This window comes from Cyanobacteria bacterium FACHB-DQ100 (assembly GCA_014695195.1).
GTDB lineage: Bacteria > Cyanobacteriota > Cyanobacteriia > Leptolyngbyales > Leptolyngbyaceae > Leptolyngbya.
In genome coordinates this window covers 50,252-62,642 of sequence record JACJNW010000034.1, presented here as the reverse complement: position 1 = coordinate 62,642, position 12,391 = coordinate 50,252, and the positions used below count along the sequence as shown (strand labels likewise).

General features: G+C 47.5%; 11 protein-coding genes. 5 read left to right on the top strand and 6 right to left on the bottom strand.

Annotated features, from left to right (window positions below; genetic code table 11):
• Nucleotides 1-6 precede the first annotated feature (6 nt).
• The 3 genes from H6F51_19125 to H6F51_19115 all read right to left on the bottom strand — a co-directional run bounded on the left by H6F51_19125 (nt 7) and on the right by H6F51_19115 (nt 3,490).
• The gene (locus H6F51_19125; protein ID MBD1824584.1) at nt 7-936 is read right to left on the bottom strand and encodes an NAD-dependent epimerase/dehydratase family protein; all 930 of its coding nucleotides are present in this window, start codon (nt 934-936) and stop codon (nt 7-9) included.
• A gap of 357 nt (nt 937-1,293) precedes the next feature.
• Entirely contained in the window at nt 1,294-1,608 is a 315-nt protein-coding gene (locus H6F51_19120; protein MBD1824583.1) for a hypothetical protein, read from the bottom strand.
• A gap of 103 nt (nt 1,609-1,711) precedes the next feature.
• On the bottom strand, nt 1,712-3,490 hold the full coding sequence (locus H6F51_19115; GenBank protein MBD1824582.1) for an AAA family ATPase: 1,779 nt from the start codon (nt 3,488-3,490) through the stop codon (nt 1,712-1,714).
• 99 nt (nt 3,491-3,589) lie between these two features.
• Between H6F51_19115 and H6F51_19110 the strand changes: the two genes are divergently transcribed.
• From H6F51_19110 to H6F51_19100, 3 genes are all read left to right on the top strand, one after another.
• Nucleotides 3,590-5,368 (top strand): ArsA family ATPase, encoded by a 1,779-nt coding sequence (locus H6F51_19110; protein ID MBD1824581.1) that lies wholly within the window; start codon nt 3,590-3,592, stop codon nt 5,366-5,368.
• Nucleotides 5,369-5,402: 34 nt separating this feature from the next.
• On the top strand, nt 5,403-5,987 hold the full coding sequence (locus tag H6F51_19105) for a Uma2 family endonuclease (protein ID MBD1824580.1): 585 nt from the start codon (nt 5,403-5,405) through the stop codon (nt 5,985-5,987).
• Nucleotides 5,988-6,053: 66 nt separating this feature from the next.
• Nucleotides 6,054-6,923, top strand: a complete 870-nt coding sequence (locus tag H6F51_19100; GenBank protein MBD1824579.1) for a 6-carboxytetrahydropterin synthase — start codon at nt 6,054-6,056, stop codon at nt 6,921-6,923.
• Between the two features lie 56 nt (nt 6,924-6,979).
• On the opposite strand, the gene phoU is transcribed toward H6F51_19100, so the two are convergent.
• A complete protein-coding gene (gene phoU / locus H6F51_19095) occupies nt 6,980-7,651 on the bottom strand; it encodes a phosphate signaling complex protein PhoU (GenBank protein ID MBD1824578.1) in 672 nt (223 codons plus the stop codon).
• 226 nt (nt 7,652-7,877) lie between these two features.
• Here phoU and H6F51_19090 point away from each other — a divergent pair, with 226 nt between their 5' ends.
• Nucleotides 7,878-8,657 (top strand): hypothetical protein, encoded by a 780-nt coding sequence (locus tag H6F51_19090; GenBank protein MBD1824577.1) that lies wholly within the window; start codon nt 7,878-7,880, stop codon nt 8,655-8,657.
• Nucleotides 8,658-8,662: 5 nt separating this feature from the next.
• Nucleotides 8,663-9,346 (top strand): cysteine hydrolase, encoded by a 684-nt coding sequence (locus tag H6F51_19085; protein MBD1824576.1) that lies wholly within the window; start codon nt 8,663-8,665, stop codon nt 9,344-9,346.
• 51 nt (nt 9,347-9,397) lie between these two features.
• Here the strand turns inward: H6F51_19085 and H6F51_19080 are convergent, their stop codons facing one another.
• Together H6F51_19080 and H6F51_19075 are read right to left on the bottom strand one after the other, a co-directional pair.
• Nucleotides 9,398-9,712 (bottom strand): hypothetical protein, encoded by a 315-nt coding sequence (locus tag H6F51_19080; protein MBD1824575.1) that lies wholly within the window; start codon nt 9,710-9,712, stop codon nt 9,398-9,400.
• A 127-nt stretch (nt 9,713-9,839) separates the two neighbouring features.
• Nucleotides 9,840-12,353 carry a U32 family peptidase gene (locus tag H6F51_19075; protein ID MBD1824574.1) on the bottom strand — a complete coding sequence of 838 codons (2,514 nt, stop codon included), beginning with the start codon at nt 12,351-12,353 and terminating at the stop codon, nt 9,840-9,842.
• Nucleotides 12,354-12,391 lie beyond the last annotated feature (38 nt).

The following is a 12,391-nucleotide window of genomic DNA, read 5'->3' as shown; positions in this document are numbered from 1 at the left end:
ACACGATTAGAGGACGTATAGATCCCGATGGGCGGTATACCATTCGACAGTTCTTCTCAAACCTTGCTGTAGAGAGGTTTTTGGCTTCCAGCCTAGCTTTGATATTGATTGTGCAATCTTTGCTGCCCGGACTTGTTCCATCGGTCGATCGGGTAATGCTCCAAATTGAGGTCGAATGCTGGGATTAATTAATTGATTAATCTGCTCGACAAGGGTTGAAATTGGGGTTAAGGTGCTTGACCCTAGCTCGAATGTACAGCCTTCGACACCGGGCGCTTGGGCGGTTGCAATCAAGCCATCGACGAGATCCTCGACATAAATCCAGTCGATTTGTCGCTGACCGCTGCTGAGTTCGGGTGCTTTTCCTTCCAGCATCGAAAGCGTCACATAGGGAATTAACTTTTTGATGTCTTTTTGAGCAGGGCCGTACACCATGAAAATTCGCGCATTGACGATCGGCACTTGGTAAAGCTGATAGAACATTTGCGCATAAGCGCTACTCGACCATTTCGCTGCGGCATAGGGTGATGAAGGAATCGGAGCATCGCCTACATCTGGTTCTTCCAGTGACCCTGCCAAAATGATTCTGCGTCCGCCGGCTTCCGCCATTAGGGTTAATAGATTCACGGTGCTGAGGAGATTGTTTTCGAGAGTCGATCGCACAGCATCGATACTGCGTGAACCCGAAACATAGCTCGCTAAGTGAAAGACAATATCGGGCTTAATGCTCGTAAAAATCTGCTGCATTTCATCAAAGTTTCTGACATCTGCCTGTAACCATTGAATCGAACCATCTTCAGAGAATTGCTTATAGCGAGACACGCCATATACAGTGGCATCACAGTGAATCAAGCGCTGGCAAAGATGAGAGCCTATGAAACCCGTTGCGCCAGTTACTAAAACTTTTTGCCCATCAAACGATTGAGGAGAATACATACGAAGATTAGGGGAATTTTTAACGTTGAGAATGACAAACCCAAACAGCGGTAGCCGTCGTGTCGCATCTAGTCTGGAGAGAAACAATGCTTCAGCAAAAATATTAAATTGCTTGTGTTTCTATGAAGACAGTCAGTAATTTTAAGCAGGCTCTAAATTCAGCAACACTGGACATTAATTGATACTCGTCGCTCTAAGGAATAAACCTAGAGTATTAACATTGATGCCAAATTAGCTCTACAACACTGCAGCCTGTAGAAAATTGACCAACCGAAAGCGGCGAAGGCTTGGATTCATTCTGCCTCTCACCGCCGATTAGTTATTGCACTTCTGGTTACTGCACTTCAAACGAAGCAACTAGCTTGGTAAATCGACGCGATTACCGTTGTTATCTTCGTAGTACATCGGGGGTTCAACTGCAAAATTGTTGATCTGACCAGACTCAGTGATTACATAGCCATCGGTTGTCTTTAGATCTGTGTCAGATTCTGCTTCGACTGCTTCTTCAAGCTGATGAATGTTCTTTTCAACATTGACCCCAGAGGGAATGCGTTCATCCGGAGCATTGACATCAGTCGGCTGTGCGGTTTGAACAGCCCAATGATCGTTTCCTGCTGCACCTCTTCCAGGTTGAGCGGTTTCAGGGGAGGATAAGTCTGGATTATTTGTCATAGGTGTTTACTCTGAATTCATTTCTGGTTTAGACGATAGCTCGATCGACCTTTGTAAGATTCTTCCGATCGAGATAACTTGGTAAACCAGAAGACAGACTCCGCTAACGTCGCTGACTGAGTAAGGCTTGATAGGCGATCGCGAAGTCTTCTCCGGTAATCTGTAAGTCAGTCGGTTCGCTCATGCCTAAAGCGCGATAGCGTCGAACAGCTTGCAGCGCGGCTTGATTACTCAAAAGCGCCAAGTCTGCACCGTTCCAGCCTTCGGTTGAATGGGCGATCACGTCTAGATCAACCTCGGCTAAAGGTCGATCGGCATTATGCACTCGGAGAATTTCCAAACGACTGGATTGATCCGGTAGAGAGACTTGAATTTGTAAATCTAACCGTCCAGCCCGAAGTAAAGCTGGATCGAGTTCATCAGGGCGATTCGTTGCTCCGATCAATAGCACTGTGCCACAGTCTTGTAGACCATCGAGTTCAGTCAGGAGTTGACCGACGACGCGATCGCTCACCCCCGAATCGCCGCTAAACTTACCGCGCATAGGGGCTAACGTATCAATTTCATCAATGAACACCACACAGGGCGAAGCTTGACGCGCTTTGTTGAATAAATCGCGAACTTCTTGTTCTGCGGCTCCGACCCAGCGGCTCATCAACTCTGCACCATTCACCGTAATAAAGTTTGCTCTGGCTTGAGAAGCAACGGCTTTGGCTAACAAAGTTTTACCTGTTCCGGGCAGTCCCCACAGTAAGATGCCGCGAGGTGCTTTCGCTCCAGTGCGCTGGTACAGTTCAGGATAGAGCATTGCACCTTCGACGGCTTCTTGTAAGGTGCGTTTGATGTCTTCGAGTCCGCCGATCTGCTCCCAAGAAACGTTAGGAGATTCAACTTCAACCGATCGCAGTACCGAAGGTTTAATTTCTTTGAGTGCCTGCAGAAAATCCGTCTGTTCGATCATCAATTCATTCGGAACTGCTTCTAATGAAGGTACTTGTCGTCGCAAGGCGGTATAAGCTGCTTTTTGACAAACTGCTTTGAGATCTGCACCGACCATGCCGACCGTGAGATCTGCGATCGCATCAAGATCCACAGAATTGAGCGGCATCGATCGCGTCAGAATCTTGAGAATTTCTAAGCGTCCGCTGCGATCGGGCACTCGGAATTGGATTTCGCGATCAAAGCGTCCCGGTCGCCGTAGGGCTGGATCGAGATGATCCGGTCGATTCGTTGCTGCGAGAACAATCACACCTTTCGTTTGCGCGAATCCATCCATTAAGGTGAGCAACTGAGCCACAACGCGCTTTTCGACTTCGCCTTCGACTTTGGCGCGATCGGGCGCAAGGCTGTCAATCTCATCGATAAACACAATGCAGGGAGCCGAAGCTGCCGCTTTCTCGAAAATGCTGCGAAGTCGGGCTTCTGCTTCCCCATAATATTTGCCCATGACTTCGGGAGCGGCGATCGCAATGTAGTTCACGCCCAATTCGTTAGCGAGCGATCGGGCGGTCAAGGTTTTTCCGGTTCCGGGTGAACCTGTAAGCAGCACTCCGCGGGGAGGCTCAAGCCCTAATTTTTCTAAAACTTCTGGTCGCTTCAGCGGCAGTTCGACCAATTCCCGCAACTCTTTCAAGACATCACCCAATCCCCCGATGCTTTGTAGCGACACAGGATTTGCAGGCGGGGGCGTAATCACCACCTCTGGAGCAGAAGGCTGAGCGGGTTGAGGGCGGCTCACGCCAATTCCTGTATTGCGAGGAATGCTGCTAAAAGCTGCCCGATTCACTTGCACATTGGCTTTGATTTCACCTTTTTCTGCTTTTTCTTCGAGCAGTTTGGCAAGTTCTAATAGTTGCTCAAATCCTTTAAATAGCTCACTCATAATTGGTCGGGTTTTGGGGAAGACTATGAGTGATTGTGCCCAAACTCGCCCTTCTGAACGATGAAAACTCTAAACTCCTTTAATTCTCTACATTTAGCAATGTTTAGCGGGAAGGGAGGCGTGGGAAAATCAACGCTCTCTAGTGGATTTGCACGACACTGGGCAAAACAGTTTCCCAAGGAGCGAATTTTGCTCCTTTCAACTGATCCAGCGCATTCACTGGGCGATGTGCTGCAAATAGAAGTGAGCAACACGGCTCAAACAGTTGAGGATTTGCCCAATTTAAGCGTCAGGGCATTAGATGCGGGACTGCTGCTGAAGGAGTTTAAGGCGAACTATGGTGAGATTCTGGAACGGTTAGTCGAGCGGGGCAGCTTTGCGGAGAAAGGAGATTTGTCTTCGGTGTGGGATCTGGGCTGGTCGGGACTCGATGAACTGATGGGAATTCTCGAAATTCAGCGACTTCTGAACGATCGCATCGTCGATCGCATTGTGGTAGATATGGCTCCGAGCGGTCACACCTTAGCGCTGTTTAATCTCATGGATTTTCTCCAAGAGTTTCTATCTGCATTGGAACTCTTTCAGCAAAAACATCGCACCATCAGCGAAACCTTTACCGGACGCTACACTCCCGATGAGGTCGATCGTTTTCTCGAATCGATGCAGCGTGACTTAACAGACGGACGGCAATTGCTGCAAGATCGATCGCGCGCTGCTTGCTTTATTGTAGCGATCGCAGAATGGTTGAGTTTATGTGAATCAGAACGCTTTCTAAAATCTCTGGAAACGCTACAGGTTCCATTCGGGGCACTGTTTCTCAATCAAATTAATTCTGAGAGCGAAATGCTGATTGAGAAGTTTCAATACAGCTTTGAACCTGGGTCTATTATCACAATTCCACAACAGCTCGAAGAACCGATCGGAGCAAGCGCGATCGATCGCTTAATCTTGCAAATTGGTCTTTCAGGTTCACTTTTAACTTCTCACTTCGTTGAACCTTCGACTAAATTCGCAGATTTCATCCTAGAAGGTCGCAAGCTGATTTTAGTCGGCGGTAAAGGCGGAGTTGGAAAAACAACTGTTGCAGCCGCGATCGCGCTCAATCTGGCGCAACAGCATCCCGATAAAAAGATTCGGGTGATTTCGATTGATCCAGCACATTCATTAGGCGATGCCTTCGGCACTCAACTCAGACATCAACCCACCGAAATCTTATCCAACCTCAGCGCTCAGGAAATAGATGCGCGTGAAATGCTCGACGAGTTTCGATCGACCTACCTGTGGGAGTTAGCCGACATGATGAGCGGCACAACTCAAGACGAAACTCTGCAAATTGCCTACACTCCGGAGGCATGGCGCAAAATCATGGCGCAAGCCCTCCCCGGAATCGAAGAAATGCTCTCTCTAATTGAGGTGATGGAACTTTTAGACTCGCAAGCTCAAGACCTGATTATTCTGGATACCGCTCCGACGGGACACCTGTTGCGCTTCCTCGAAATGCCTTCCGTTTTGTCAAACTGGTTAGCTTGGATTTTCAAACTCTGGCTGAAATATCAAGATGTTGCTGGACATACGGAACTCATGAGCCGTTTGAGAACTTTGCGTCAGCGAGTTGTGCAAACCCACAAAAAACTGCAAAATCCTGAACATACAGAGTTTATCGCCGTTATGCAAAACCGATCGACCATCCTTGCCGAAACCGAACGTCTGATCAAATCGCTCGAACAGTTGCAAGTCTATCAGCGCTACATCGTTCACAATCGAGCGGTTGATCGGCTCGATTCATGTGTAGACAAAACGATCGTCACACTGCCTAACATCTCTGCGGAACTCCCGCCATTCGCTCAACTGGAGAAAGTCGCCGAACTGCTGAGATAGAATGAAACAACTCCGATCGACGCGCTTGAACACCATGACTCAGGCTCAAACGAAAAAACTCACTTTTGAGGAGTATCTGGCTTACGACGACGGCACAGATACGCGATACGAACTTGTGGACGGAGAACTAATCGAAATGCCGCCAGAATCACAGCAAAATAACGATGTTGCTAAGCGCATCTTTTTTGAGCTTCTCAAGCATTTTCCGATCGGGCTGATTGCCTACAAAGATACTGAGATTGAAGTGTCCGGCAGACAAGCCAGATGCCGACTGCCTGATTTAATTCTTCATACCGAGGAGTCTAAAGCAGCACTAAACCAAGCAACACGAGCAACCATCACTCATGATATGCCGCCACCCGCGATCGTCATCGAAGTCGTCTCACCCGGCACAGTGAATCGCGATCGGGATTATCGCCACAAACGCACCGAGTATGCCGCTCGCTGCATTCCCGAATATTGGATTATTGATCCGCAAGAACAGCAAATTACTCTCTGTACCTGGGTAAACGGTCAATACGAAGATCAAGTGCTGAGAGGCGATGAGAAAGTTCCATCGTCGATCGTCCCAATGTTTGATCAAAGCGTGAATCAGATTCTAAACGCCCCACAAATTTAAACGCATTCCCAACCGGGAGAGCTTATCCTAAAGGTGTATGAAGTTTTTTAAACTCCCAACCTTTCTATGAAATGTATCATCGATCGCCGCGCCCAGTTTTCGGCAAGCCATCGGTACTATCTGCCAGAACTGAGCGAGGCGGAAAACGTCGAGCGATTCGGGGCTTGTACGCGCGCTCCCGGACATGGGCATAACTATGTCGTGTACGTCTCAATGCTGGGGGATCTAGACGAATATGGCATGGTACTCAATCTGTCGGATGTCAAGCATGTGATCAAGCGCGAAGTCACCAGTCAGCTTGACTTTTCCTATCTAAATGACGCGTGGACAGAGTTCCAGCAAACCCTTCCCACAACTGAAAATATTGCTCGATCGATCTGGTATCGACTCGCGCCGCACTTGCCGATTGTCAAAATCCGACTTTACGAACATCCTGAACTCTGGGCAGATTATCTAGGAAACAACATGGAAGCTTACCTCACCATCAGCACTCACTTTAGCGCTGCTCACCGTCTCGCTCGTCCTGATCTGAGTTTTGAGCAGAACTGCGAAATCTACGGCAAATGCGCCCGCCCCAATGGTCACGGTCACAATTATCACCTTGAAGTCACAATCAAAGGTGAAATGGATCAGCGAACGGGAATGATTGCAGATTTAGTCGCATTCCAGAAAGCGGTTGATGATTACGTTGTAGAACCTTTCGACCACACTTTCTTAAACAAAGATATCCCTTATTTTGAGAAAGTTGTGCCCACCGCAGAAAACATCGCCGTTCACATTCGCGACTTGCTTGAGGAGCCGATTTGTCAAATCGGGGCACAGTTGTACAAAGTGAAATTAATCGAGAGTCCGAATAACTCTTGCGAAGTCTATGGTGCAACTGCGATCGATGCAATTGCACCCCTGATGCGTGAACCTGCACTCGCAAAAGCGTAAAACCAGATTGTTTGCATCGGGCGATTGTTTGATTAGATAGAATCGCCCGGAAAAAATTAGCGTTTGCCCGTGACAATGTACGCCACTCGCTTACCGATATTTGCCGCATGATCTGCCATGCGCTCTAAGTGGCGAATGATCAGCACTTGCAGCACGATCGGTTCGATCATGCCCTTTACATCTTTCTGACGCGCCAATAAGTTATAAAGCGTTTCGTAGTCTGAATCCACGACATCATCACGCTGACGCACATCTAAACCCAATTCAGCGTTGAGATCGGACAGCGACTCTAAACTAAGGGCTAACATTGCCCGACAGCGATCGAACATCTGCTGAATTTTACCCAGGTGCGGCGATTCAGGATACGGAAACAACTGCACTGCGACATCGCCTAAATTCTGAGCATAGTCGCCAATTCGCTCTAGGTCGCGGACAAGCTGCATCAAAGCGCTGAGTAGCCTTAGATCTTGAGCCACCGGGGATTGCAGCGCGATTAGATTGACGCAATCGAGTTCGATCTGTTTGTAGAGACGATCGATTTTCTTATCGAGTTTGCGAATTTGGTCAGCGGCAGCGAGATTGCGATCGAATAGGGCTTCGCGAGCGAGACAGCACGATCGTTCGACCAATGCTCCCATCCGCAATACATCGCGTTGGATGCGTTTAATCTGGCGCTCGAAGTGAACCCGAATCGGTTCTTGACCCTCTGGCACGTTTTTGTAAAACATTGAATTGTCAAAGAAATCTGGGGAAAAGCGGTCAGCTGAAGGCTTCACTATAACAATAGAATTTTTAGATGTCAGGTGCTGTACAAAACGTTTCAATTCTTTTTTATTTTAGAGCGATCGAATTTTCAGATCATCCTGTAACCTATAGACTTCCCGATCAAAGCGCCTATATTGTTTCCCTTCTAAAATAAAGATGATCGCGAACCTTATTTCGACAAATTCCGCTATGTTTTCTTCTGCTGACGACCAGATCGCACAATATTCTCAAGGGCACAGCTTATTTGCCCAACTCAGAAGCCGCTTTCCGCAAGGAGCGCTGATTTCGGAACTGGTTCAAATTCATGATGGACAGTTTGTGGTCAGAGCCATCGTCCAGGTTGGAACCACGACGATGGCTACCGGAATGGCGGCGGCTGAAAAAATCGAAGTTGCAGAAGATCGAGCGCGGGTTCGAGCAATGGAGGTGCTAGGAATTTCGCCAACCGGAGGCGCAACTACATTTGATGTGGCGGCGCGATCGATGGAACCTCCTAAAGAAGTCGAACCGAGTTTTACAGCGGCAATTCCCGATCTTCCATTACCTGCCGTTGAAGCGTTGGTTCCTGAAATTCCCAAGAAAACGGTTCGCAAGAAAAAAGAAGAACCAATCGATGAAGTGGCTCCAGTTCCTGATTTGCTGTCATTTCCGGGCTTAGATATGCCAGAGATTAAATCTGCACTGCCAGAAATCACTCGTGAGCCTGCGAACCCGACGATCGATTTCGCGTCGGATTTTGAAGACGATGAGCCAGAACTGCCTGCACCAGAACCGATCGATCTATCCGATGCGATCGCGCAAATTGGTACAGAAATTGAGCGGATTGGCTGGACAAAGAAACAAGGAAGCACGTATCTTCAAGACACTTACGGTAAAAAAACTCGTGCTGAGCTAGATGAGGATGAATTGATCGAGTTTCTGCACTATCTCAAAGCCTTACCATCTAAGGGACAAGGAATTCCCTTCTAGAACCTATGACATTTATTGCCGCACAGCCTTACGAGTATGAGCTACCGATCGATTCGGAAATCGCGTTGATTGTGATTGATATGCAGCGCGATTTTCTTGAATCGGGTGGATTTGGCGAAGTGTTAGGAAATGACGTCGGGCGATTAACGGCGATCGTTCCGACTGTGAAACGCTTGCTCGAAGGCTGTCGCGCTTTCAATGTCCCGATTTTTCATACCCAAGAAGGGCACCAGCCTGACTTATCTGATTGTCCCAAATCGAAGTTGAAGCGCGGTCGGGGAGAGTTGACGATCGGCGATTCTGGCAAATTGGGGAGAATTCTAGTCTTAGGGGAACCTGGAAATGAAATTATTCCAGAACTTGCACCGATGCCTGGAGAAGTCTTGATTCCAAAACCGGGAAAAGGTGCGTTCTACAATACTGATTTAGAGATGCACTTGATTGCGCGCAACGTTACGCATTTATTGATTGCAGGCGTAACAACAGAAGTTTGTGTTCAAACGACGATGCGTGAGGCGAACGATCGTGGTTATGAATGTTTGTTGGTTGAAGATGCAACCGAGAGCTATTTTGCTGAGTTTAAGCAAGCGACCTTAGAAATGATGCGGGCGCAAGGTGGCATCGTCGGATGGACAGCGACGACCGATCAGGTGTTGGAAGGATTGCGATCGTGGAAAGCAGTAGGCTAAGCGATCGAGTTTGAAAGCTCGATCGCCGATGAGAATTGATGCAGAATCTAATTACTTATCACCAACAACCTTCTCAACTGCCGCTTCTGCCTTTTCGATGATGTTGGCTTGATCAGGATTTTCCTTCTTGAAGATCTTGAGATCTTTCTCATATTCTTTGTCTAAGCCCTTCGGATCGTTTGCAGCTTCCATCGCTTTTTCGTAAGCTTCTTGGCGGCTGGAATACTCTTGTCCATCTGGGCTGATGACTTCTTCACTTCCGGGCGGTTGAAGTGTCACATTTGCATAAGCAGGCATAAAGAAGCCTGTCCATGCCATCAAACCGACAACAAGCACTGCAAAGACACGCGCCATTAAACGTTTCATATAAGTCCTCCGAACATAATAATCAATTTGCGTTCGGGGCAATTTTACGAAATTTACGATCGATCCTCCGTCTACCACAGGACAGAAGCAGAAGATTTCAGGACTTGGAGAAAACTTATCAATTGCATCAACCCAATGTGCCGCGTGTAACTCCAAGCTGATTTTGCAGTTTTAAATCCCGCCAAAGTTGTGCGCCTGTGATTTCTCCGTTCAGGAGTTGACGATAGCGATCGATAGTCTGTGTGATTTGATGACTGGATTCGTTGAGAAATTCGATTCTAAAGCGTTGTGCGCCGCATTGTTGCAAGTGATGTAAGAATTCTGCTCCGGTTTGTGCGGTTCCGTTGAATACAGTATTTCGGCAGCCTGCATCGGCGTGTAAAACGTGCTCGATTCCGGTACGATCGCGCAATTTCACTTCATGCTGTTCACAAGGTCTGCCGCAGTTCGTGAAGTCCGTGCCTTCTGAGAGAAATGCACAGAAGACACAATGCTCCATGTGAAACATTGGAATGTGTTGATGAATGGTGATTTCAAGCCAATCGGAGGGACAGCTTTTAATGAGGTGCGTCAGTTGTTCGATATTGAGGTCATACGAAGCGCTGAGACGTTCTAGACCGAATTGTTTGAAGTAATCGGCAGTAATAGCGTTAGCGACATTGAGCGAGAAGTCACCAATTTTGCGATCGTCCTTGAAATACTTCAAGTGATCATAGTTTCGGATCAAATACCCATCTGCGTTTGATTTGCGAACTTGATCTAAGATCCACTGTTCACCAGGTTTTGTAATTCTCGGTGGTGCCACCCAAATTTCTGCATCTGAAGATTGGCGAGTTAACTCAACGGCTTGACGATAAGCGCGAGGATCTTCAAATTCGCAGTAAACGGTTTGAATTCCTGATTTCAAAACCGTTTCTAATTGTTTAAGATTGCGAACAAGAATAGTTAATTCAGGATTGTTCGCTACGGTTGGATCGGTTGTTGCCCTCACCCTAGCCCTCTCCCTAGGGGAGAGGGAATAAGAGGTCTGGCTCCCTTCTCCCCTAGGGAGAAGGGTTGGGGATGAGGGCAATAAATCTTGCATTGATCGCGCCTCATCCATTTGCCATTGTTTCGGTTGAATTCGGAGTTGTTCTAATCGATCGACAATTTCCCGCCGCATTCGATTCAGTTCACTCACCGGAATCATTGCAGCATCCGTTAAATGATTGTCGAGTTTGCCTAACTTGAATGGTGTATTTCCAAGTCGTCCGAATTGTTCTTGTAATCGCTCCGTCGTTAAAGGTTTTGAATGTGCTTCAACTAAGGGCATCTCAGATTCAACGCGGGTAATATGTCCCGCAGCATCTCTGGCGATCGCAATCAAAGCCTGCCCAATTTCACCATGAATTTCAATCTCAATCGGTCGCTGAAATTTTGGTTGATCGCCTGCGTAAGTTTGGCGAATTTGTCGATCGAGATCCGGATCGCTCGTTTTCCAAATCAAATCGCCGGTACTGATGCGACGCAAATTTAACTGATCGCGTCCAAATGTCAAAATTGTTTTTCCGTTTTGTCGATCGACGGCATAAATCCGTCCGCCTTCTTCTTTAGCTTCTGGATGTCCCGCATCGAAGACAACGCCATCGCCGGGTTTTACTGGGGCTTTTGCAGCGATCGTAATCTGCTCTCGTCGAATATCAATCACTTCACCGAGATAAACGCCGCGCTTCTTGCCAAATCTTGCATGAACGAGTTCTTGATTGTTAATTCCGTTAAACCATCCAGTGTGCAAGCCGCGTGAAAATGCCATTTCTAAGTTGTAGCGTTCAGCATTCACATCAGCGATCGCTTGATCAAGTGCATTTCTATAAACTCTAGTGACATTCGCCACATATTCAGGAGCTTTTAACCGTCCTTCGATTTTGAGACAAGACACGCCGGATCGCACCAGTTCTGGCAGCACATCTAATCCGGCTAAATCTTGAGGGCTGAGCAAATACCGTCGATCGCCTAAATTCACGGTTTGTCCGTCCGAAATTAATTCATAGGGCATTCGACAAGCTTGAGCACATTCTCCCCGATTCGCCGATCGACCTCCTAACGCTTCGCTGGTCAAACACTGCCCTGAATACGCCACACACAATGCACCATGCACAAACACTTCAAGCGGTAGCGTGATGTTGTTGTCGTTTAATTGCTTTTGAATCTTGTTAATCTCTTTGATCGAACATTCCCGCGCTAATACGACCAACTGACAACCGAGCGACTTCGCAAACTCGACTCCTGCTGCACTCGTCACCGTCATTTGAGTCGAGCCATGAATCGGAAAATCTGGAGATAAGTGGCGAATTAAACGACAAATTCCAATGTCTTGCACAATCACCGCATCGACACCGGAAGTGATAATCGATCGTAAGTATTGTTCTACTTCTGCTAATTCATTCTGAAAGATTAATGTATTCAGCGTGACATAACCCTTCACGCCGCGCCAGTGTAAAAACTCCATTAACTCCGGCAGATCCGATTCTGTAAAGTTTTCTGCTCGCATTCGGGCATTAAACCGATCCAACCCAAAGTAGATTGCATCTGCGCCGTTCTCGATCGCAGCCTTAGCGCATTCCCAATTTCCAGCAGGTGCAAGCAGTTCTGGAGTTTTCATCACATCAATCAGCAAGAGTGCAGATCGCGATCGTAGCA

What these genes read in the sequence shown, in the direction of transcription:
- H6F51_19090 (MBD1824577.1), top strand. Translation starts at nt 7,878, where the DNA reads ATGTTTTCTTCTGCTGACGACCAGATCGCACAATATTCTCAAGGGCAC.
- H6F51_19075 (MBD1824574.1), bottom strand. Translation starts at nt 12,353, where the DNA reads ATGAAAACTCCAGAACTGCTTGCACCTGCTGGAAATTGGGAATGCGCT.
- H6F51_19080 (MBD1824575.1), bottom strand. Translation starts at nt 9,712, where the DNA reads ATGAAACGTTTAATGGCGCGTGTCTTTGCAGTGCTTGTTGTCGGTTTG.
- phoU (MBD1824578.1), bottom strand. Translation starts at nt 7,651, where the DNA reads ATGTTTTACAAAAACGTGCCAGAGGGTCAAGAACCGATTCGGGTTCAC.
- H6F51_19110 (MBD1824581.1), top strand. Translation starts at nt 3,590, where the DNA reads ATGTTTAGCGGGAAGGGAGGCGTGGGAAAATCAACGCTCTCTAGTGGA.
- H6F51_19105 (MBD1824580.1), top strand. Translation starts at nt 5,403, where the DNA reads ATGACTCAGGCTCAAACGAAAAAACTCACTTTTGAGGAGTATCTGGCT.
- H6F51_19100 (MBD1824579.1), top strand. Translation starts at nt 6,054, where the DNA reads ATGAAATGTATCATCGATCGCCGCGCCCAGTTTTCGGCAAGCCATCGG.
- H6F51_19120 (MBD1824583.1), bottom strand. Translation starts at nt 1,608, where the DNA reads ATGACAAATAATCCAGACTTATCCTCCCCTGAAACCGCTCAACCTGGA.
- H6F51_19115 (MBD1824582.1), bottom strand. Translation starts at nt 3,490, where the DNA reads ATGAGTGAGCTATTTAAAGGATTTGAGCAACTATTAGAACTTGCCAAA.
- H6F51_19085 (MBD1824576.1), top strand. Translation starts at nt 8,663, where the DNA reads ATGACATTTATTGCCGCACAGCCTTACGAGTATGAGCTACCGATCGAT.
- H6F51_19125 (MBD1824584.1), bottom strand. Translation starts at nt 936, where the DNA reads ATGTATTCTCCTCAATCGTTTGATGGGCAAAAAGTTTTAGTAACTGGC.